Source organism: Rhodospirillales bacterium, from assembly GCA_016712595.1.
GTDB lineage: Bacteria > Pseudomonadota > Alphaproteobacteria > Rhodospirillales > Defluviicoccaceae > Defluviicoccus.
On sequence record JADJQT010000002.1, the window covers coordinates 703,568 to 725,618 of the forward strand.

General features: G+C 64.5%; 16 protein-coding genes, 1 tRNA gene and 1 pseudogene. 8 read left to right on the plus strand and 10 right to left on the minus strand.

Going from position 1 to position 22,051, the window contains the following annotated elements; genetic code table 11:
• The first annotated feature begins 465 nt into the window (after window positions 1–465).
• Window positions 466–1,197 carry a class II aldolase/adducin family protein gene (locus tag IPK66_15105; GenBank protein MBK8176544.1) on the plus strand — a complete coding sequence of 244 codons (732 nt, stop codon included), beginning with the start codon at window positions 466–468 and terminating at the stop codon, window positions 1,195–1,197.
• Window positions 1,198–1,223: 26 nt separating this feature from the next.
• Here IPK66_15105 and IPK66_15110 read toward each other — a convergent pair whose 3' ends face one another.
• The 3 genes from IPK66_15110 to IPK66_15120 all read right to left on the minus strand — a co-directional run bounded on the left by IPK66_15110 (window position 1,224) and on the right by IPK66_15120 (window position 3,738).
• Window positions 1,224–1,736 (minus strand): heme-binding protein, encoded by a 513-nt coding sequence (locus IPK66_15110; GenBank protein ID MBK8176545.1) that lies wholly within the window; start codon window positions 1,734–1,736, stop codon window positions 1,224–1,226.
• A gap of 55 nt (window positions 1,737–1,791) precedes the next feature.
• Window positions 1,792–2,667: an alpha/beta hydrolase gene (locus tag IPK66_15115; GenBank protein MBK8176546.1), complete on the minus strand. Its 876-nt coding sequence runs from the start codon at window positions 2,665–2,667 to the stop codon at window positions 1,792–1,794.
• 141 nt (window positions 2,668–2,808) lie between these two features.
• Window positions 2,809–3,738: a LysR family transcriptional regulator gene (locus IPK66_15120; protein MBK8176547.1), complete on the minus strand. Its 930-nt coding sequence runs from the start codon at window positions 3,736–3,738 to the stop codon at window positions 2,809–2,811.
• A gap of 245 nt (window positions 3,739–3,983) precedes the next feature.
• On the opposite strand from IPK66_15120, the gene IPK66_15125 reads away from it, so the two are divergent.
• Window positions 3,984–4,685: an MOSC domain-containing protein gene (locus IPK66_15125; protein MBK8176548.1), complete on the plus strand. Its 702-nt coding sequence runs from the start codon at window positions 3,984–3,986 to the stop codon at window positions 4,683–4,685.
• A gap of 181 nt (window positions 4,686–4,866) precedes the next feature.
• Here IPK66_15125 and IPK66_15130 read toward each other — a convergent pair whose 3' ends face one another.
• Window positions 4,867–5,724 (minus strand): 3-hydroxybutyryl-CoA dehydrogenase, encoded by an 858-nt coding sequence (locus IPK66_15130; protein ID MBK8176549.1) that lies wholly within the window; start codon window positions 5,722–5,724, stop codon window positions 4,867–4,869.
• Between the two features lie 414 nt (window positions 5,725–6,138).
• Between IPK66_15130 and IPK66_15135 the strand changes: the two genes are divergently transcribed.
• Both IPK66_15135 and IPK66_15140 read left to right on the plus strand, forming a co-directional pair.
• Window positions 6,139–6,399: a hypothetical protein gene (locus tag IPK66_15135; protein MBK8176550.1), complete on the plus strand. Its 261-nt coding sequence runs from the start codon at window positions 6,139–6,141 to the stop codon at window positions 6,397–6,399.
• 183 nt (window positions 6,400–6,582) lie between these two features.
• On the plus strand, window positions 6,583–6,840 hold the full coding sequence (locus IPK66_15140; protein ID MBK8176551.1) for a hypothetical protein: 258 nt from the start codon (window positions 6,583–6,585) through the stop codon (window positions 6,838–6,840).
• Window positions 6,841–6,953: 113 nt separating this feature from the next.
• On the opposite strand, the gene IPK66_15145 is transcribed toward IPK66_15140, so the two are convergent.
• The 5 genes from IPK66_15145 to IPK66_15165 all read right to left on the minus strand — a co-directional run bounded on the left by IPK66_15145 (window position 6,954) and on the right by IPK66_15165 (window position 13,519).
• Window positions 6,954–7,030, minus strand: a tRNA-Ile gene (locus IPK66_15145).
• Window positions 7,031–7,067: 37 nt separating this feature from the next.
• A complete protein-coding gene (locus IPK66_15150; protein ID MBK8176552.1) occupies window positions 7,068–8,546 on the minus strand; it encodes an alpha/beta hydrolase family protein in 1,479 nt (492 codons plus the stop codon).
• Between the two features lie 9 nt (window positions 8,547–8,555).
• The gene (gene rpoD, locus IPK66_15155; GenBank protein ID MBK8176553.1) at window positions 8,556–10,625 is read right to left on the minus strand and encodes an RNA polymerase sigma factor RpoD; all 2,070 of its coding nucleotides are present in this window, start codon (window positions 10,623–10,625) and stop codon (window positions 8,556–8,558) included.
• A gap of 546 nt (window positions 10,626–11,171) precedes the next feature.
• The gene (locus IPK66_15160) at window positions 11,172–13,004 is read right to left on the minus strand and encodes a DNA primase (protein MBK8176554.1); all 1,833 of its coding nucleotides are present in this window, start codon (window positions 13,002–13,004) and stop codon (window positions 11,172–11,174) included.
• Window positions 13,005–13,063: 59 nt separating this feature from the next.
• Window positions 13,064–13,519 (minus strand): GatB/YqeY domain-containing protein, encoded by a 456-nt coding sequence (locus tag IPK66_15165; protein ID MBK8176555.1) that lies wholly within the window; start codon window positions 13,517–13,519, stop codon window positions 13,064–13,066.
• Between the two features lie 223 nt (window positions 13,520–13,742).
• Here IPK66_15165 and carA point away from each other — a divergent pair, with 223 nt between their 5' ends.
• A complete protein-coding gene (gene carA, locus IPK66_15170) occupies window positions 13,743–14,957 on the plus strand; it encodes a glutamine-hydrolyzing carbamoyl-phosphate synthase small subunit (protein ID MBK8176556.1) in 1,215 nt (404 codons plus the stop codon).
• Window positions 14,958–15,004: 47 nt separating this feature from the next.
• Here the strand turns inward: carA and IPK66_15175 are convergent, their stop codons facing one another.
• Window positions 15,005–16,525: a hypothetical protein gene (locus IPK66_15175; protein ID MBK8176557.1), complete on the minus strand. Its 1,521-nt coding sequence runs from the start codon at window positions 16,523–16,525 to the stop codon at window positions 15,005–15,007.
• Between the two features lie 353 nt (window positions 16,526–16,878).
• Between IPK66_15175 and carB the strand changes: the two genes are divergently transcribed.
• The 3 genes and pseudogenes from carB to IPK66_15190 all read left to right on the plus strand — a co-directional run bounded on the left by carB (window position 16,879) and on the right by IPK66_15190 (window position 21,754).
• Window positions 16,879–20,154 (plus strand): carbamoyl-phosphate synthase large subunit, encoded by a 3,276-nt coding sequence (gene carB / locus IPK66_15180; GenBank protein ID MBK8176558.1) that lies wholly within the window; start codon window positions 16,879–16,881, stop codon window positions 20,152–20,154.
• Between the two features lie 105 nt (window positions 20,155–20,259).
• Entirely contained in the window at window positions 20,260–20,733 is a 474-nt protein-coding gene (greA, locus tag IPK66_15185; GenBank protein MBK8176559.1) for a transcription elongation factor GreA, read from the plus strand.
• Between the two features lie 26 nt (window positions 20,734–20,759).
• Window positions 20,760–21,754, plus strand: a pseudogene (locus IPK66_15190) (phosphoribosylaminoimidazolesuccinocarboxamide synthase).
• The last annotated feature ends 297 nt before the right edge of the window (window positions 21,755–22,051 follow it).

Genomic DNA, 22,051 nt, shown 5'->3' on the forward strand with positions numbered 1-22,051 from the left:
CCTCCCGTCAAACCCGGCGCCTCTCTTCGCCAGGAAGACCCGGGGAAGAGATTACGCCGGAGGGTCGCATTATTCGTTGGCACAGATCCGCACCGCCCGGCGGCTCCATCACCCAGGAAGTTTCCAAACGCGGGATCGTTCCCGTGCCATGCTAACGCGAATTCTGTCGTATTTCATCCGGGTGGCGTGAGTGAGGTCGGGTTTCGTAGGACGTTATTACTTTCGGTAGCATGAGACCTGTCTTCGCCGACCCTGCCGAACACCGGTGCTGGTTTTGTCTTGAAAGACTCGCGCGCCGTTCTGCTTGACCACGCGTTGAAGTTGAATAGGCCTCGGGTGGGCGCGACGCCGTGGGCCTCGAAGCGGGAGGTGTGCGATCGTCCTGCCTCCCGGCCAAGCACTGTGATCCAGCCTTGGTGTGCCGCGGCATTGACGGTGGGCCATGGACGACGCAAGACTGATCCCATGAGCGACTACGCGATCCGCCGTGACCTCGTCGCCCGGTGCCTCGAGATGAACGCCACCGGCCTTAACCAGGGAACGTCCGGGAACCTCAGCGCGCGCCATGACGGCGGCATGCTGATCACGCCCAGTGGTATTCCCTATGATCAGCTTCGCGCCGTCGATATCGTCCGCGTCGAGATGGACGGCCGCTATCGTCACCCGTTGGCCCCGTCGAGCGAATGGCGGATTCACCGCGACATCCTGGCGTCATCGCCGGCGGTCAACGCGGTCGTGCACGCGCATCCCACCTACTGCACCGCCCTGGCCATGCGCGGCATGGAAATCCCGGCGGCCCACTACATGGTGGCGATCAGCGGCGGTCATTCCATTCGCTGCGCGCCCTATGCGACCTATGGCACGCAGGCGCTGTCCGACGCGGCGGTCCGCGCCCTGGCCGGACGAACCGCCTGCCTGCTCGCCAATCACGGTCTGATCGCCACCGGCCCATCTCTGGCAAAGGCGATGTGGCTCGCGGTCGAGGTTGAAACGCTCGCCCGCCAGTACGTTGTCGCGCTACTGCTGGGCGGTGCGAACATCCTCGCCGACGACGAGATCGAGCGCGTCGTCGAGCGGTTCAAGGAGTACGGCATGAAGGCCGCTCCCGCGGCGGCGGATCGCCGGCAATCGCGCCGACGGGGGGCGCCGTCTCGCCCCCTGCGATGGCGACGTCGACGCCCACCCGCTACGCGTTGACCAGCCAGCACTGGACGACGATCACTTCAGCTCAGTCTTGCGGCGATCGCATCGACGCCGGCCCGGGCGCAGACCTCGTCCTTGTCGCCACCCGGAGCGCCGCCAACACCGATGGCGCCGACGACATCGGGGCCGGCCTGCAGCAAGGCGCCGCCGGCGAGCAGGAACACGCCCGGCAGGGACTGCTGCGCGCTTCTCGCCGTGACATTAAGCCGATCGGAAAGCGCGCCGTTCAGCGTTTCGCCGAAGATCGGCCCCAAGGTGACGATGCTGTAGGCTTTTCCCCGACTGCTATCGAGGGTATGTGGCTGGCTGCCGTCGCCCTTGGCAACGGCCTTGAGCAGCCCCGAGGCATCGACGACGGTGGCGGTGACATGATAACCGCTGCGCTCGCACGCGGCGACGGCGGCGAGTGCCGCCTCGTTGGCAAGCGATAGTGGCAGCGTGCGGACCGTCGGCAGCGACTGGCCGAACGCGGCGCTGGCCGATAGGGCGGCAACGGTGGCGAGCATCACCACGGCGGGCGTCTTGTGTGTCATGGGCGCGGTCTCCTGGCGAAGATGAGTTTCGGGCACATGGCTTGCCCGAGAAAAATCAGCCGGCGCGCGGCGCGGTGTGAACGCGGCCGAGGAAGTCGCGCACCAGGCCGGCAATCTCGTCGGCGTTGCTTTCGAGGGGAAAGTGTCCGGCGTCGAGCAGGTGTACATCGGCGTCGGGATTGTCGCGCCGGTAGGCCTCAGCGCCGGCGGGCAGAAAGAACGGATCGTTTCGTCCCCAGACGGCGAGCATGGGCGGACGGTGGGTGCGCAGATAGGCCTGGAACGTCGGATAGAGCGCGACATTGCTCTGATAGTCGGAGAACAGGTCGAGCTGGATTTCGTCGTTGCCCGGCCGTTCGAGCAATGCCTGGTCGAGCGTCCAGGATTCTGGAGCCAGATGCTCGGGATGCGGTGCGCCGTGTTGGTACTGCCAGCGCGTGCTGGCCGGGGAGAAAAACCCTCGCAGCGCGGCGCGGTTTTCCGCCGACGGGTTGCGCCAATAGCTCTGGATCGGATCCCAGGCGTTGCTGAGGCCATCCTCATAGGCGTTTCCATTCTGCGAGATCAGCCCGGTGATCCGCTCGGGATGGTTCACGGCCAGCCGGAAGCCGATCGGAGCGCCGTAATCGAAGACGTAAAGAGCGTAGCGGGTGAGGCCCACAATCTCGGTAAACCGCTCCATGATCTGGGCGAGATGCGCAAACGTGTAGGCGAAGGTCGCGCGATCCGGGGCGTCCGAGAAGCCGAAGCCGGGAAGATCCGGGGCGATCACCCGCCAGCGATCGGCGAGTGCCGGGATGAGGTTGCGATACATGTGCGAGGACGTTGGAAATCCGTGCAGCAGCAGCACGGCGGGCGCATCCGCCGGTCCGGCTTCCCGGTAGAAGACGGTAACCCCGTCCACGTGCGTGGTTCGATAAGCAATGGTCATCGCGGCATCCTTGGTGAGATCAAAGCACCGTCGCGTCGCTGATCGACGTGACGGGAAGAGAGTGGACCTCACCGTGTTACGGATGAATGCCAAGCGTTCGACGCTCTCTATTTCATAGAATGCAACAATGCTGGCCGATTATCATGGCCGATCATTACCGACGTGCGATCCTTCGCCGCCAAATCGCGCGCGCAACGCTGCGGTCGCGCAATCGATGAACAGCCGCACTTTCGCCGACAGGTGGCGGCCGGCCGGATGAACGATGTGGATGGGAAGCGGCGGGGGCTCGTTCGTAACCAGGATGCGTTTGAGCCGGCCGGCGACGACGTGTGCGTCCGCCTGATAGGAGAGCATGCACACGATCCCCAGCGCCGCGAGCGCGGCATCGATCGCGGCGTCGGTGGTATTGACGATCACGCGTGGCCGGACGGCGACGGCGTGGCGTCTCTCCCCATGCTCGAACGTCCAGCGCTCGGGGATCGGTGTTACCCCGGTGCAGGCGATGCAGCGATGACGACTGAGGTCCTGTGGCGTTTGCGGCTCGCCAAAGTGCGCCAGATAGTCGGGGCTGGCGTAGACGCAACGACGGACATGCCCGGCCAGGATTGCCCGCAGCGAGGAGTCCGGAAGATGGCCGAGGCGCACGCCGACGTCGAGGCCCTCATCGATCAGCGAGACGACACGATCGAGGAACAGCAACCGCGTGTCGACGTCGGGCCAATTGGCGAGAAATTGCTGAACGATCGGCAAGACGTGCAATCGTCCGAACATTACCGGCGCGGTGACGTTGAGCACCCCGCGTGGTTGCTGTCGTTCGCCGGATGCCGTCGCCTCCAGTTCGGCGAAGTCGGCGAGCACGCGCCGGCACGTATCGAGATACCGCGCACCGACATCGGTCAACGCGACCGCGCGGGTGGTGCGGTTAAACAGCCGGCTCGCCAGCCGGCTCTCCAGCCCGGCGACGGCGCGAGTGACCGCCGCTGGCGAGCGTCCCAGCGCCCGCGCGGCGCCAGCAAAACTGCCGTGTTCGGCGACGGCGGCGAAGATCGCCCAAGTGTCTAGCCGATCCATGAACGATTATTCCGCTTCGAGCAATAGAATGCATCGATTTTGCCCGATTAAAACAAACTTGAACATAGCCGATGCTTCGGGAGATCAGCGAGCATCGTCCAGGGGCGGGCTCGCCGAGTGAGGGAGTTGGTCATGTCACACCGCGCCGTTGTTCATCGCGTCCTTCTTGCAGGCAAGGCCGGGCAAAGCGAGACGCCACCTGGTCTGTCCTCCTCGTCGGCGCGGGACTGGCAAAGGCCATGGCGATGACGGCGAGCCCGACGCACGCCGCGCCGTCTGCCGCCGATAGTGCGGCCCGCGTCGTGTCCGTTCAGGTCGGCCGGATCGCTCCGCTCGGACCGGAGGGCGTGCCCAGCGGCTTTGTCAAACGGCCGGTCGATCGGCCCGTCGCGGTTACGGACCTCGGTCTTGCCGGCGACGAGCAGGCCGACCTGCGGGTTCACGGCGGCAGCGAAAAAGCCGTTTATGGTTATGCGCACGCCGCCTATGCCGAATGGAGGGAGACATTTCCCGAGCATGGCGCGATGCTCGTGCCGGGGGCGTTCGGCGAGAATCTCACTATCGACGGAACCGACGAGGAGCAGGTCTGCATTGGCGATATCGTCCGCGTCGGTACGGCGACGCTGCAGATCGCGCAACCGCGCCAGCCGTGCTTCAAGCTCGCCTTACGGTTCGCCGATCGCCGCATGCCACGGGCGATGATCCGCAATGGCCGGTCGGGCTGGTACTATCGTGTCCTGGCGACCGGCGTCGTTGCCGCGGGCGACGGGCATGCCGTGCTGGCGCGACCGAATCCGCATTGGTCGATGGCCCGCTTCAACCGCCTGCTCGCAGCGAAAGCGTGGCCGACGAGCGATCTCGCCGAGCTTATCCACCTTCCCGGCCTTGCCTCGGGATGGCGGGACATCGCCCGCTCGACACTCGCCGACGCAAGCCGGAACACATAAGGCTCAGGGTCTTTTGTCAGTGCGCCTTCTTCTTGCTTCTTGCGACACGGGTCGCGCTCGTTTTCCGGCGCAAGTCGGCTGTGTGTCCCCGCCGTGAGCGGCGTTGCGGGAGCAGGCGGGCTCCCGCAACGCGCCGACCGGTGAACGATCCGCTGGGGATTCTTGGATCCGAAACGGAATCTCAGGCGGTTTCGTACTTGTGGAAGCCGCGGCCAGACTTGCGGCCGAGGTAGCCAGCGTCGACCATCTGCTTGAGCAGCGGGCTCGGACGGTACTTCGGATCTTCGAATCCGTCGTAGATCGTCTGCATCACGTTCAAGGTAATGTCGAGACCGATGAGGTCGGCAAGTGCCAGCGGGCCGATCGGATGATTGGCGCCGAGCTTCATCACCTCGTCGATGTCCTCGGGGCCGGCGAGGCCCTCGTAAAGGCAGTTGATCGCCTCGTTGATCATCGGGATCAAGACCCGGTTGACGACGAAGCCGTAGCTGTCCTTCACCAGATGCGGCTTCTTGCCGATCTTCTTGCTGACGTCGACGATGGCATCGCAGGTCGCGTCCGCGGTCTGCAGCGCGCGGATGACTTCGACGAGCTGCATCACCGGCACCGGATTGAAGAAGTGCATGCCGATCACCTGGCCCGGCCGCTTGGTCGAGGCGGCGATCTTGGTCAGGGAGATCGACGAGGTGTTGCTGGCGAGAATGGCGTCCGGCTTGACCAGGGCGTCGAGCTCGCCGAACAGCTTGGTCTTGAGCACTTCGTTCTCGAGCGCCGCCTCGACGATCAGATCGCACTCGGCCAAGGGGCCAAGATCGACGGTCGTTTGAATGCGGGCAAGGGTTGCATCCTTGGCCTCGGTGGTGATCTTGCTGCGCGACGCGAGGCGCTCGAGGCTCTTGCGAATCGTCCCGAGGCCGCGGGCAACGAACTCTTCCTTGATGTCGCGCATGACGACGCTAAAGCCCGCAGCGGCGAAAGCCTGGGTGATGCCGTTGCCCATGGTGCCAGCGCCGACGACGCCCACTTTGCTGATTTCCATCATTTTCCTCCCCTGCCGTCTGATGATGAGGCTGTCCTGTGCACGGCAGCCGCCGACGTTTGCTTCGAGGTGCGCGGCGCGACGGGCGCCGCGCGCAAGCATCATCTCGCACGGCGGACGGTCCAGCGAAAGGAGAAATCGATGTCGATGACGATTCGGTCGGTGTGACGGCGGGCCATGGCGCACGCTCGGGCGCAAGACAGGGAATCATTTCCGATACAGGCTGCCGGTGAGCATGGTGGTTTGCCAGCGCCTGGGACGATCGCAAGCTTGATTCCCCACTCATACGTCCCGAGCAGATCCGGACCTGCCCGTCCTGGGCGGAAACGCGCTGGGCAATCAGGTTGGTAGCGTGGACTTGCAGAACTGCTGTCGGTATCGTCGCGCCGATTTTCAATGAAAGACGGAGCGGAGATGGCGAAAGTTCTGCTGATGATTTTGCTGGGGACGACGCTGAGCGGCTGCATTGTTCCGATCGTCGAAAGTGTCGATGCCACCGTCGTCGGCGAGAATCCAGACGGGATATGGTTCCGCGAGCCGTCGATTGGTTCAGGAAACATGCAGGAGAAAGCGGATAAGCACTGCGCCAAGTACGGGAAGCAGGCGGCGTATCGGGGTACCTTGCTTCAGAACAACCCCTACGTTGTTCCCGTCGTCGCTTACAATTGCGAGTAATATATGTACTATGTTTTTATCCTGATGGTTTTTCGTTCTTATAAAAATGAGATCTATTCCGGTTTTTGATCAAGCACAGACATATTACCGTCAACCACGCGGACCGTGGGCGTCACGACGCGGGCCGTCCGTGTCTACGTCATGCGTTCGCGGGATCGATCCGATTGCGCTGTGATAACCTGGGTGCCGACGGCAGGTCCCGCGACGAGGCAGGATCGCGGTACGGACGAGGGCGAGGCGACCATCAACGACGCGAACGGGCTCGGACCGCTGGTTGATATTCTCTTTCTCGCCGTCACCGGTTTCATCGCCTGTCACGCGATCCGCCATCGTCGCGCGTCGGGCGAGACTGATACCGTCCGCCTTCTGTTCGGCTGCATCGCCGCGCTGTTTTTCGTCAAGGTCTTGTTCGACGACCTGCTGGGGCTCGTGCACTTTTGAGTGTGGTGTGCCGGACGGCCGCCCGTGCGCGACCTGTCGATCGCGCGACGAGCATTCGCGGCACGGTCGCGATCGGACACCGTGTTATTGCTCGCGATGGCGGCGAGGACGGATGGTGGGCCCGGCAGGACTCGAACCTGCAACCAGACCGTTATGAGCGGCCGGCTCTAACCAATTGAGCTACGGGCCCGGGGGCGGGTGGTCGACCCGCGCGCCGGTGACCGCGATCATAGCGCGGATTTCCGCCCGCGCACCCCTGCAAAGCGCATTTGCCCTTGCGCTTTGACGTCGTCAAGAATGCGCAGAAGCTGGCGCAGCGGCGCGATGCTGTGAGCGAAACCGAACGACGTCGAGAAGTGTCCGGCGGATGCGCGGAAGACGTTCTCCTCCGGCAATGCCCAGGAGCGGACCAGGGTCTCGCCGCCGGCGGCGAGGGTGACGTCATCCGTCATGCCGATGAGGACGACGATCCGCTCGGGCGGAACCGCGGGACTGCTGGTCGGATCAAGCAGCGGGCGCCAGTGGGCGATATCGCTGCTCGTCCATCCTGCCGCGCGAATCGCTGCCGGTACACCCAGCGCACGCGTCAGACTGCCTTCGAAGGTGACCGCGGCGAGCGAATGCGACGGCGCGACGAGGAACAGCGCATCCGGTCGCATCTCCGCCGGCCAGTTGCAGGCGGCGACGGCGGCCAGTTGCGCCGTCAGCGCTCCGAGGCTGACTCCGCCGACCGCAACCGGACCGCCACCTGTCGCTCGCGCCCAAGCGACGAGCAGACCGATTTCGATGACATGGGCATGGAAGTAGTCGAGCAGTCCGCCCGGACCACGGCCGAGGACCGGCTCACCGCCGTAGAAGCCGCGAAGCCGCCGGCGGCCATGCCACGGACCTTCCGGGCGGATCACCCGCACACCTGAGCCAACGAGCATGGCGAGCGGATTTCGCCCGTCGCCGGTAAACTCGGGCTCCATCCCGATACCGTGGGCATAGATCAGCGACGGCGTACGGGCCGCAGCCATGGGCGTCTTCACCGGCGAGGAGACCCGCGCCCACGCCGTGCCGGCGGCTGCGGTCGTCGGCGCGGCAAAGCGCACCCAGCGATCAACGCCGTTGCCGGCGAGAAAGCCGCGCGAGACGGTGACCGCCGCGGGATCGACGTGGGCCGCGAACGCCTGTTCTAGCTGGGCAAGCCGCTCGCCATGGCGTCGCGCGACGGATCCTTCCGATTCGATCGCCCAGGCGATCGGCGGCAGCGGCGCCCGCATGTGCAAAGGGACGAACGAAGCGCGCAGGTTGCTCACCTTCGCCGCGGCGTGCATTCTCGCCGCCTCGATCCCGGCCAACCCGGCCGCCGGCGCGACCGTCCAGGCGCTGGGGGGCGCCGACGTGAACAGTGCCTCTTCCCAGCGCGCGTCAGCGGCGACGAGGGCGGCCATGCGCAGACTCGTGCGCGACAGGATCGACGGCAGCATGCGGCGGAAGAGGCGCCCTTCGCACGGAATGTCGACGAGAAAGTGATCGACGGAGCCGTCGGCGGCGAGTGCCGCCGCCCACGCGCGCGAGAGCGGAAAATACCACTGGGTCAGGATGCGGAGGGTGGCGGCGTCGAACCACGGCCGCAGCAGCCAGCCGCCAGCGGTGCTGCGCAAAAGCAACCGCAGACTATCGCGCGGCAAACTGCGGCGCTGGGCTCCCGCCCTGGGCATGGGCCTGGATCAGTAGTCGAGGAAGCTTCGCAGCTTGCGCGAGCGGCTTGGGTGCTTGAGCTTGCGCAGGGCTTTCGCCTCGATCTGGCGGATGCGCTCGCGGGTCACCGAGAACTGCTGGCCGACCTCCTCAAGGGTGTGGTCGGTGTTCATGCCGATGCCGAAGCGCATCCTCAGCACGCGCTCCTCGCGCGGCGTCAGGCTGGCCAGCACCCGGGTCGTGGTCTCGCGCAGGTTGGCCTGGATGGCGGCGTCGAGCGGCTGGACAGCGTTCTTGTCTTCGATGAAATCGCCAAGGTGGCTGTCCTCCTCGTCGCCGATCGGCGTTTCCAGCGAGATTGGCTCCTTGGCAATCTTGAGGACCTTGCGCACCTTTTCGAGCGGCATCGACAGCTTCTCGGCAAGCTCCTCCGGCGTCGGCTCGCGGCCGATCTCGTGAAGCATCTGCCGCGAGGTGCGGACCAGTTTGTTGATGGTCTCGATCATGTGCACCGGAATGCGGATCGTCCGTGCCTGATCGGCGATCGAGCGGGTGATCGCCTGGCGGATCCACCAGGTCGCATAGGTCGAGAACTTGTAGCCGCGGCGGTACTCGAACTTGTCGACCGCCTTCATCAGGCCGATGTTGCCTTCCTGAATCAGGTCGAGGAACTGCAGCCCGCGGTTGGTGTATTTCTTGGCAATCGAGATCACCAGGCGAAGGTTGGCCTCGATCATCTCCTTCTTGGCCTTGCTCGCCTCGCGCTCGCCTTTCTGAACAGTGGAGACGATGCGGCGGAACTCGGCGATCGGCAGCGCGGTTTCGTCGGCGACGGCGGCGATCTGTCGGCGCAAATCCGTGATTTCATTGCCGTGTCGGCTGATGTATGTCGACCAGCCTTTGGCCGGCAGCACGCTGATCTGCTCGACCCACTTCGGGGCGAGCTCGCTGTTGCGATAGTGTTCGAGAAATTCTTCGCGCTTTACCCGGCAATCGAGCGCCAAGCGCATCATCCGCCCCTCGAGACCGATCAGCTTGCGATTGAGGTCGTAGAGCTGGGTGACAAGCTCTTCGATCCGCAGGTTGTGCAAGTGCACGTCCTGCAGCAGCGTGGCGATTTCCCGGCGAAGCTTGAAAAAACGCTTTTCCAACGCGGGCTTCGCTTCCTCACCGCGACGGATCACTTCAAGCCTCTGCACCTGGACCCGGTGCAGTCGCTTATAGGCCAGGGTGATCTGCTCGAACGTTGCCAGCACCTGGGGCAACAGGGCGATCTCCATCGCTGCGAGCGAAACATTTTGCTCTTCCGGATCGACTTCTTCCGGATCGTCTTCCTCGCCTGCGTCATCGCCGGCAGAGGGCTCGGCGACGTCAGCCGCGAAGGCGGCGGCGTCAGCGGCGCTGGCGGACGTCCGCACCACGCCTAGCGGTACGACTGGCGCCAGCGGTGCGACGGGTGGACTATTGCCGCCGTCGCCGTCACCATCGACTGCGGATGTGCCATCACCCGGCACGGCTGTGGGCAGTACCGGCGGAGCGGCGCCATCGTAGGTCGCGTCCAGATCGATGATGTCGCGCAGCAGCAGGCGACCGTCGAGCAGAGCTTCGTTCCAGCGGACAAGCGCGCGCATGGTGAGCGGGCTTTCGCAGATGCCGCCGATCATCATCTCACGGCCGGCCTCGATCCGCTTGGCGATGGCTATTTCGCCCTCGCGCGATAAGAGCTCGACATTGCCCATCTCGCGCAGGTACATCCGCACCGGATCGTCGGTGCGGCCCATCTCGTTCTCGTCGACATTTCCCGCCGGGGTTTCGGATTCAACGACCTCCGAAGCCTGCGCGCCTTCCTCGGTCTCCTCGCTTTCGATGACGTTGATGCCGATCTCGGACAGCATCGCCATGGTGTCCTCGATCTGCTCGGAGGACACCTGCTCCGGCGGGAGCGCGCCGTTCAGTTCGTCGTAGGTGACGTACCCGCGTTCTTTACCGCGGGCGATCATGCGCTTGATGCCGGCACCCAGTGAATCGAGAAGCGGGCCGTCCGGTTGCTCGCTCTTCGCATCCGTCGCTTCAGCCACGCCTGCCGATTTTGCCGACATTCTACCCTCGCTGCCTATTTGCGCGCTGCCGCCCACAATTCGCTTCGGCCAAATGCAGCCAACCGGCGTCACCACTCCCGCGCCGCAGCACGCGACGTCGCCGGATCGCTGTCAGAATCTTTCTCGCTCTTACCGGAGCGAATGCCCACCGATGAAAAGACGAAGATTTTCGTCGCGATCGCCTTCGACCGTTACGGCTTCCTCTCTCATCCAGGCTGACGATCGAGCATTGCAGGCCGCTATCGAACTGTCTGTCGTGTGGCACGTGCCCCGCAACCCTCGAATCCACGCGCGCACTCGGTGCCAGATCGGCCCGACCCCGATGCTCCACCGCATGTTGTCAAGTAGCGTCGTCACTTCGCCCCGTCAAGGGTATCCCGAGCCGCAGCGGCGGTACTGTGTTGGTTTTATGGAGGTCAAGGAGTTCAGAGCACACTTCTGTCCCTTCGGATGGCGCGATGGTGACGGCGCGCGGACAACCCGGCGGACGAGTATTTCAGCATGATGTGCGCCGGTAGCTCCGCAGGAGCCGCCAGAAAGCGGCGATCAGTCGTCATCGCCACCGGAGCCTGCGGCCCGCTGGCGGGTTAGACGAGCGAGACCGCCGGCGGTGGCGGTACTCAGCGGGGATAGAGCCGCATTGCGAACCACCGCGAGATTCTCCTCCCAGGTGGCGCGGACCTGCTCCAACGGCGCTGACGGCGCGATCTGGCGATGGGTGCGGATCAACGGATCGGCGAGAACGTCGGCGACGCATTCCTCTTGCCCGGCGGCGGCAAGGGCATCGGCAAGGCGGGTGGCATCGAGGGTCTCGCCACCGGAGAGGGCCTGCACGATCGCCTGGCGCAATTGGTCGAGGTTGAAATCGGTGAAGGCGATGGCGCCGAAACTGTCTTCGACTTCGTGGAAGAACTCGGGATGGTTGAGCATGATCGCCAGCAGCGTCCATTCCGCGGGACGGGCGGCCGCTCCGTCCGCGTGATTTGCGCCGGCGACGGCGGGCGGGGCGCCGATGCTGGCACGTGCCGCCCAGGGCGGCTCCGCGCCTCGGCCTTTGCGTCTTGCCGCCCGCATCGCTGTTCCGGCCCCTGCGTGGATGTTGCCGGTGCCGCGGAAGGCAGCGCGCCGGACTCGGCTGCGGAATGTCTGTTGAAACTGGCGTCGGGCGTCAGCGTCGCTGATCTCCAGGGCGTATTGGTTCAGGCGCTGCTCGAGCGCGGCAAAGTCCTCGGCGTTGTTCAGCCGTCGTTGGCGGGTCGCGGTCATTAGCAGGAATTCGGACAGCGGTGCGGCTTCGACGATGGCGCGGTGCAACAACTGTTTCGGGTAGCGACGGGCGGCGGCATCGGGGTCATCGCCGGGTGCCGCCATCAGATTGGCGAAGCGCAGGCCGAATCCGGGATGGAGCAGGGGCAAGGCCCGTTCCGCGGCGCGCAGCGCCGCGCGCTCGCCAGCGGCATCCGCATCGAAGAGCAGCACGGGTTCGGGCGCGAGGCGCCACAGGGTCTGGAGTTGTTCATCGGTCAACGCCGTGCCCAGCGGAGCTACGACATTGTTCCAGCCCGCTTCGGCGAGGCCGATGACGTCCATGTAGCCTTCGACGACGATGATCGTTCCCGCCGCCGCCGCCGCAGGCGCCGCGTGGGCGAGGCCGTAGAGCATGCGGCCTTTGTGGAAGAGCGGCGTTTCCGGAGAGTTGAGGTACTTGGGCTCGCCGGACTCGAGCAGTCGCCCGCCGAAGCCGACGACGCGGCCACGGCTATCGGCGATGGGGAACATCACCCGGGCGCGAAACCGGTCGTAGGACGAGCGGCCAGCATCCTCCGGCGCGACGAGCAAGCCGGCTTCGATCATCGCTTCGTCGGTAAAACCGTCGCGGGCGAGGGCCGATTTGAGGGCACTCCGACCATCAGGGGCGAAGCCGAGACGGAACCGCTCGATCGCAGCCTCACTCACCGCGCGCCGGCGCAGATACTCGGCGGCCGGGCGGCCCTCGGGCATGCGCAACATCTTGTGAAAATACGCGCTTGCGGCCTCGATCGCGTCGAACAGCGAGCCGCGCCGGCGTTCCCGCTCGCGTGCCTCGGGCGAGGCTTCCGGCACGGTCATGCCGGCGAGCGCGGCGATCCTTTCGACTGCGTCGCGAAAGCCGACGCTCTCCGAGAGCATGACGAAATCGAACAGCGAGCCGTGCGCGCCGCAGCCGAAGCAGTGGAAATGGTCTTCGTAGACGTGAAACGATGGCGTCTTTTCGCCATGGAAAGGGCACAGGCCGAGGAACTGGCGGCCGCGGCGAACAAGTCGGACCCGGGCGCCGATCACCTCGGCGAGGCCGACGCGGGCACGAAGTTGATCCAGAAACTCCGTGGGCAGGCTCACGGCTGGGGTGATCCTTCTGCGGCGGCGATCGGCGTGCGCACGACGGGCGATCAGGCCCGTCAGCCGAGGCCGCGTTTAACCAGCGCGCTAGCCTTGGCGAAGTCCATCTGTCCGGAAAAGCGTTCCTTGAGCAGGGCCATGACCCGGCCCATGTCCTTCAGCGACTTGGCGTCGATTTCGGCGATGGCGGCGGCGATGGCCGCCTCGGTGTGCGCTTCATCCATTTGTGGCGGCAGGAAACGATCGATGATCTCGATCTCTTCCGCCTCCTGTTTGGCGAGGTCGACTCGCCCGCCCTGCTCGTAAAGGCGGATGCTTTCGTTCCGCTGTTTGATCATCGAGCGAAGCAGCCCAAGGATCTGCTCGTCCGTCAATCCAGCCGGATTGCCCTTGCCGCGCTCGGCGATGTCCCGATCCTTGAGCGCCGCGAGGATCAGCCGTAAGGTCGATACGGCGCGTTCGTTGCGCGCGCGCATGGCGGCCTTCAGGCCTTCGTCCAGACTCTCGCGCAGCATGTGTTCTCCCGATCCGTTTGCAGTGACATACTATTTCACTCGACGGCGGATTCGTCACCGAAAAAAGGCGAGCAAAACCAAGCCATTCGTTCATGCGGCGGGTTGACGAGGCGCGTGCGATCGCCTATCTGTCAGACGTGAAGGCTTTCGGTTTCGCAACGGCTAACTGCGCCGCCGCCTTTCAATCAGACAGGATCAGGAGTTGGCGCCCGTGGCGGACGAGATGGGAGCAGGATATGCTGCGCCAGTCATTCAATGCGTCGAAACGCCTTCGGCGCCGCCCCAAGCGGACGCTGCTCTGGTGCTCGAGGACGGCTCCGTCTATTGGGGCCGGGGCGTCGGCGCCGTCGGCGTCGCCATCGGCGAGGTCTGTTTCAATACGTCGGTGACGGGATATCAGGAAATCCTCACCGACCCGTCCTACGCCGGGCAAATCATCACCTTTACCTTTCCCCACATCGGCAACGTCGGCACCAACGCCGAGGATGCGGAGGCGAGTACGCCTGCCGCGCGCGGCTGCATTTTGCGCATGCCGATCACCGAGCCGTCGAACTGGCGGGCGACGCTGCCGCTGCACGCTTGGCTTCGCTCGCACAATCTCGTCGCCATAGCCGATGTCGATACCCGGCGCTTGACCCGGCGTATCCGCGACGGCGGGGCGCCGCGGGGAGCGCTGATTCACTGTCCCGGCGAGACGATCGATACGCTTGCCCTGCGCTTCATGGCGGAGCACTGGCCGGGTCTGGAAGGCATGGACCTTGCCAAGGAGGTCATGTGCCGGCAGACCTACCAGTGGGACGAGCCGAGGTGGACGCGTGGCGGAGGGGACGCCAGTGTGGACAAGCCCCGCTGGCACGTCGTTGCCGTCGACTTCGGGGCCAAGCGCAACATCTTGCGTTGTCTTGCCTCGGCGGGGTGCCGCGTGACGGTGGTTCCGGGCACGGCCTCGATGGAGGAGGTGCTGCGTCATCAACCGGATGGCGTGTTTTTATCGAACGGGCCGGGCGATCCGGCGGCGACGGGTGAATACGCGGTGCCGATGATCCAGGGCCTGCTCGCCCGGCGGGTTCCCCTCTTCGGTATTTGTCTCGGCCACCAGCTTCTCGGCCTTGCGCTCGGCGCCCGGACGTACAAGCTGCATCTCGGTCACCGAGGCGCCAATCATCCGGTCAAGGACCTCGAGACCGGCAAGGTTGAAATCACCAGCCAGAATCATGGATTTGCGGTCGACCGGGGCAGCCTTCCGCAAGGCGTGATCGAAACCCACGTCTCGCTGTTCGACAAGACGAACGAGGGGCTTCGCCTCGACGGCGCGCCGGCATTCTCGGTGCAGTATCACCCCGAAGCGTCGCCGGGACCGCAGGACAGCCACTACCTGTTCGATCGCTTTACCGATCTGATGCGCCGCGCCGCGCCATCAGCGGTTTCGGTCGCTTAAGCGCAGGCGGTGTGGCGCGGCGCGCCCCACCGCCGCTGGTGTCTTGGTTAAACAAATATAACGTCGGCGAGGTGGCTGACGTTGACGAACTCGATGGTATCGCCGTCCCCGGCGAGAACGACGATCAGATTACCGTTGAGAACGAACGAGCTTGTGATCGAGGCTGCGGCCGACGGTAGCTTGACCTTGTCGCCCTCCGCGGCCGAGTAGTCGACGATCAGGTCACCCTCCGCGATGCCGTTCGTCAGTTGCGCGGCGTTGTAGCAAAAGACGTCCGCCCCGGTACCGCCGGTCAGCAGATCCTCTCCGGTGCCACCGATGACCGTATCGTTGCCAGCGCTCCCGCTGACCGTATCGTCGCCGCTGTTGCCGTACAGCACGTCGTTGCCGTCCTGGCCGTCGACGTCGTCATCGCCGTCCTGGCCGGCGATGGTATCGTTGCCATCAAGTCCGAGGAGCACGTCATAGCCGTTGCCACCGAGCATGCTGTCGTCGCCGCTGCCGCCGATCAGGGTGTCGTCGCCGAGACCTCCGTCGGTCATAAGGGCAAGCCCGGTTGCAGTCGCATCGAGAATGTCGTTGCCGTCGCCGGCATTGAAGCTGACGGTGGTCAGCCCGGTGCCGGCAAGATCGCCAACGGTCATCAGATCATCGCCGCCACCGCCGTCGAAGGCGACGATTTCAACCGCCGCAAGATCGAGGGTTCCGCTGCCCGATCCGCTTACGTCGATCAACAGACTCGATCCGCTGGCGGCAATGCTTACCATGTCATCGCTTGCCGTGCCGCCGGCGATCGCGAGCGTGTCGGTTCCGTTGCCGCCGTCGATCTGATCACCGCCGTCGCCGATGGCCCATGCGAAGAGGTCGTCGCCGCCGTCACCGTGCATCGTATCGACGCCGTGACGGCCGGTCAGCGTATCATTCCCGTCGCCGCCGGAGAGGCTGTCGGCAAGTTCGCTGCCGGTAAGGCTGTCGTTGCCGGCGCCCCCTAATCCGGTCAGCGCGCGGGTTGCCGCGATGCCGTCGAGCGTATCGTTGCCATCACCGCCGTCGAAGATAACCTGGGTGAGCGAGGTATAATCAAGGGGGCCGACGGTAAGCCGGTCGTCGTTACTGCCGCCGGCGATGACGGCCGTCTCGACCGCGTAAAGGTTGAGGGTGAAGGCGCCGAGGTTACTGCGCGCGAGCACGGCGTCGGTTCCGCCCGCGGCAAGGGTGAACTCATCGCCCGCAGCCGCACCGGTGACGGAGACCTCGTCGATTTCCCCGCCACCATAAACGTAGTCATTGCCGTCGCCATTGTTCCAGATGAACAGATCGTTGCCTTCCTGGCCCAGCAGCGTGTCATCACCCGCGCCGCCAATAAGGACGTCGTCGCCGTTCTGGCCGCTCAGCGAGTCCGCCCCGGCGCCGCCGAGTAGGGTGTCGTTCCCATTGCCACCATAGCCGGTGTCGTTGCCGTCGGACGCGACGATGGAATCGTCCCCGTTCAGGCCGAGAAAAATTTCGTCGGCGACGGTGCCGATCAATGTGTCTGCGGCGTTCGTACCGATCCGTGTTGTTGCCATGATGAGCCACCTGGGAGAGACAAAATAAGACAATAATAGGGCGCAACTGCCTCTATCGGGGTACTAGGCCCTACCACGTCTGTCAAATGTCATTTCGATATCACCATGTGCGGGCGCCGATGCCACAACGGTGCCGTTCCGCAGGGTGGGGGCGCGTTACTTCGGCTCAAGTTTTTACCGGAGACGGGCGCACCTGGGCCTCCCCGTGGTCGCGGGGTTGTCTTCGGCCCAGAAGAGAGCGTATGCATGCGGCATTATCAGGTGCACCGCCGCTCGGCTTGGCAGCGACCCGTTCGTTGCCGACCGCCGCGCGCGTCGATGTCAAGGCAACTGCGAGAGTCCGGGACCCGATCATGCCGAAGCGCGCTGACATCCATTCGATACTGATCGTCGGCGCCGGCCCGATCGTGATCGGGCAAGCCTGCGAGTTCGATTATTCCGGAGCCCAGGCATGCAAGGCGCTGCGCGAGGAAGGCTATCGCGTGGTGCTGGTCAACTCCAATCCGGCGACGATCATGACCGACCCCGGCATGGCGGATGCCACATACATCGAGCCGATCACGCCGGCGACGGTCGAACGGATCATCCTGCGCGAGCGGCCGGATGTCCTGCTGCCGACGATGGGCGGCCAGACCGCACTCAACGTCGGCATGGAACTCTATCACACCGGCGTCCTCGATCGTTGCGGCGTCGAGATGATCGGCGCGACTCCCGGCGCGATCGCCATGGCGGAGGACCGCCAACTCTTCCGCGAAGCGATGGTGCGCATCGGCCTCGATTGCCCACGCAGCCATACGGTTCAGTCGATGGAAGCGGCGCGGTCGGTCGTTCAGGAGATCGGCTTGCCGGTGATCATCCGTCCATCGTTCACCCTCGGCGGCATGGGCGGCGGCATCGCCTACAATGGCGAAGAGTTCGAGCGCGTGGTGGCCGGCGGGCTCGCCGCCTCGCCGACGCATCAGGTGCTGATCGAGGAATCGGTCCTGGGCTGGAAAGAGTTCGAGATGGAGGTGGTCCGCGACAACGCGGACAACTGCATCATCGTCTGTTCGATCGAGAACATCGATCCGATGGGGGTGCACACCGGGGACTCGATCACCGTCGCCCCGGCGCTGACCCTCACCGACAAGGAATTCCAGATCATGCGCAACGCCTCGATCGCGGTGCTGCGCGAGATCGGCGTTGATACCGGCGGCTCGAACGTTCAGTTCGCGATCAATCCCGACGACGGCCGGATCGTGGTCATCGAGATGAACCCGCGGGTCTCGCGCTCGTCGGCGCTGGCGTCGAAGGCCACCGGATTTCCCATTGCCAAGATCGCGGCGAAGCTGGCGGTGGGCTACCGGCTGGACGAGTTGACCAATGATATCACCGGGGTGACCCCGGCCTCGTTCGAGCCGACGATCGATTATATCGTGGCGAAAATCCCGCGCTTTACCTTCGAGAAGTTTCCCGGTGCAGAGCCGATCCTGACCACGTCGATGAAGTCGGTCGGTGAGGCGATGGCGATCGGTCGCTGTTTTGCCGAGACCTTGCAAAAAGGCCTGCGCTCTATGGAAACCGGGCTTTCCGGTTTCAACGACGTTGCCATTGACGGCGATAACGATGCGGTGCTGGCAGCGCTGGCGCTGCCGCGACCCGATCGGGTTCTGGTGATCGGCGAGGCGTTCCGCCGTGGCCTGCCGCTCGAGAAGATCTATTCCGCGTGCCGTTACGACCGCTGGTTCCTAGAGCAGATCCGCGCGATCATCGAAGTCGAAGCGGAGGTCAAGCGCGACGGTCTGCCGCGCAACGCCGCCGATCTTCTGCGCCTGAAGTCGATGGGGTTTTCTGATCAGCGGCTGTCCGAATTGACCGGCAAGACCGTGACCGAGGTCGCCCATCGCCGTCGCCTGCTCGGCGTTGTCCCGGTTTACAAGCGAGTCGACACCTGTGCGGCCGAGTTCCGTGCCCAGACGTCTTACATGTACTCAACCTACGAGAGCCAGCTCGGCGCGATGCCGGAATGCGAGGCATGGCCGACGGAACGCACGAAGGTGATCATTCTCGGCGGCGGGCCGAACCGCATCGGTCAGGGCATTGAATTCGATTACTGTTGTGTGCACGCCGCCTACGCTCTGAAGGAAGCCGGCTTCGAAGCGATCATGGTAAACTGCAATCCGGAGACGGTCTCCACCGACTACGATACGTCGGATCGCCTCTACTTCGAGCCGCTGACCGAGGAGGACGTCATCGAGCTGATCCGCGTCGAGCAGGCGCGTGGCACGCTGCTCGGCGTCATCGTTCAGTTCGGCGGCCAGACGCCGCTGAAGCTGGCGCACGGACTCGCCAAGGCGGACATTCCCATTCTCGGTACATCGCCCGATGCCATCGATCTCGCCGAGGACCGACAGCGCTTTCAGTCGCTCCTGCACCGCCTGGGATTGCGCCAGCCGGCGAACGGCACGGCGGCATCACCCGAGCAGGCGAAGCTGGTGGCCGATCGGATCGGCTTTCCGCTGGTGGTTCGTCCGTCGTATGTGCTCGGCGGACGCGCCATGGACATCCTGCACGAGCCGAACGACCTCGACGTCTATTTCGCCAGGCTGATTTTCGAGAACCGGGTCGGGATCGACAAGGCGGTACAGATATCGGAAAAATATCCAATATTGCTCGATCATTATCTGGAGAACGCGATCGAGATCGACGTCGACGTCGTCTGCGACGGAACGGACGTTTACGTCGCGGGCGTCATGCAGCACGTCGAAGAGGCGGGGGTTCATTCGGGTGACTCCGCGTGTTCGCTGCCGCCGCACACGCTGTCGGACGATCTCGTCGAGGAGATCGAGCGCCAGTCGATCGAACTGGCGCGCGCGCTGCACGTGGTTGGCCTTATGAACGTGCAGTTTGCCATTCGCGATGGCGAGATCTTCATTCTCGAGGTCAACCCGCGCGCGAGCCGCACGGTGCCGTTTGTTGCCAAGGCAACCGGCGTTCCGATTGCCAAGATCGCCGCCCGGGTGATGGCCGGTGAGCCGCTGGCGCGATTCAATCTCGGCAAGCGGCCCCAGCAGGCGCACGTCTCGGTCAAGGAGGCGGTGTTCCCGTTCGCCCGCTTCCCCGGGGTCGATATCATCCTCGGGCCGGAAATGAAGTCGACCGGCGAGGTCATGGGCATTGCCCCCGACTTCCGCCAGGCATTCGCCAAATCACAGCTCGGCGCCGGCATCAAGCTGCCGACGTCGGGGACGGTGTTCATTTCGGTCAAGGACGGCGACAAGGACGCTGCGGCCGTCATCGCCCGGCGGTTGGTCGATATGGGATTCGACCTCATGGCGACCGACGGCACCGCGCGCGATCTCGAGCGTCTGGGCCTTTCGGTGCGGCGGATCAATAAAGTGCTTCAGGGCCGTCCGCATTGCGAGGATGCGATTATCAACGGCGACGTTCATTTGGTGATCAACACTACCGAAGGTGCGCAGGCGATTCGCGACAGCATGTCGATCCGCCGCTCTGCCCTGGTCAAGAACGTTCCCCACTATACGACAATGTCGGGGGCGGCGGCGGCGGTTGAGGCGATCGATGCCATCGCATCGGGTCACGCGCTTGAAGTAACGCCATTGCAGAACTATGGTACCCGTTCGTTTTGAGGCGCCGGGGTGGTCCGTCGGCCGGTGATCGCGTAGCTCCTTCGCGCTCCCGGCGGGCTGACGCCGGCGAGGATCGAACAGCGGGAGCACACGCGAGGACACGGAATGGAAAAATTCCCCATGACCCAGGATGGCTTGGTTCGTCTCGAAGACGAGCGCAGGCGGTTGCGGACGGAGGAGCGGCCTGCCGTCATCCGTGCCATCGCCGAGGCGCGCGAGCATGGGGATCTTTCAGAAAATGCCGAATACCATGCCGCGCGTGAGCGGCAGAGCTTCATCGAGGGACGACTGGCTGAACTCGAGGACATCATCAGCCGGGCACAGGTGATCGATACATCGCAACTCACCGGCGACGTCATTCGCTTCGGGGCCACCGTGCTTCTCGCCGACGAGGACACGGATGAGGAAGCGACGTACCGGCTCGTCGGCAGTCACGAGGCGGATGCTGGCTCGGGTCTGCTTTCGGTCACCTCGCCGCTTGGCCGGGCGCTGATCGGCAAGTCGTTGGGCGACGTCGTCGAGGTGACGACGCCACGCGGGTCACGCTCCTACGAAGTGGTCAAGATCACCTACGGTTGAGGCTCACGATCAGCCAGACAACGCCCATGCGCGAGGACCGCGCGGCACTGCGCGCACGGATCGCCCAGTCCCTCGCCGACGTGCTGAGGGAGACGGACATCCCGGGCCTTCCCGCGGTGCAGCGGGGCAAGGTGCGCGATAGCTACGATCTTGCCGACGGCCGCCGGTTGATGATCGCCACGGACCGGCAGAGCGCGTTCGACCAGATTCTCGCCGCCGTGCCGTTCAAGGGGCAGGTGCTCACCCAGACGGCGCGGTTCTGGTTCGAGGCGACGGCCGATGTCTGTCCCAATCATGTTCTCGACTTTCCCGATCCCAACGTCACCGTTGTCCGCCGTCTTGCCATGCTGCCGGTCGAGGTCGTGGTCCGCGATTACCTCACCGGGACGACGGCCACTTCGATCTGGCCGATGTATCGCGATGGTCGCCGGGTGCTTTATGGCGAGCGGTTTCCCGACGGTCTGCGCCAGAACGAGAAACTGGCGCAGACGATCCTGACGCCGACGACGAAGGGGGCAAGCGGTGCCCACGACGAGCCGGTGAGCGGTGACGAAATCATCGCCCGTGGCCTGTTGACGGCGGCGCAATGGCAGGAGATCCGCGCGCTGGCGTTGGCACTGTTCGCCCGTGGTCGCGCCATTGCCGCCGACCGTGGCCTGATCCTCGTCGATACCAAGTACGAGTTCGGTCTCGATGGTGCGGGCCGCATTACTCTCGCCGATGAGATCCACACGCCGGATTCCAGCCGCTACTGGCTCGCTGCGTCCTATGCCGAGCGGTTCGGGCGTGGCGAAGATCCCGAGACACTCGATAAGGACTTCCTGCGCCGCTGGATTGTCGAGCGTTGCGATCCGTACACCGAGGCGATCCCGGCAATCCCGGATGCGGCGCTGGTTGAGTTCGCCCTGCGCTATATCACGCTGGCCGAGACGATCACCGGCACCCCGTTCTCACCCCAAACGCCTCCCAGAGCGTCCACGAGCGCATACGCAACAACATCTTGCGCTATCTGCGCGCCTGAGCGGACCCGTTCAGACCTGCGCGTCGTCACCGGCGACGCCCAGGCGCTAATTTTACGTCTCGCTCCGGCGACGGGACGCTCCTTCACTCAATCCGACGACGATCGGCACGCAGCGCCCCCCTGACCTTCGGTCTGGCTCATGCCGAGAGGCGTTCCGGCGCGTCTGCTCTTTGGCTTCGATCTCTCACCATGATCGGCAGCTCGGGTTGATTGTCTCCAATATAAATCGCCTGAAATACGCAACAAAAGTGCAATATTGCTGACAAGTAACTGCAATAAATAAAAGTTCGTTGGAAA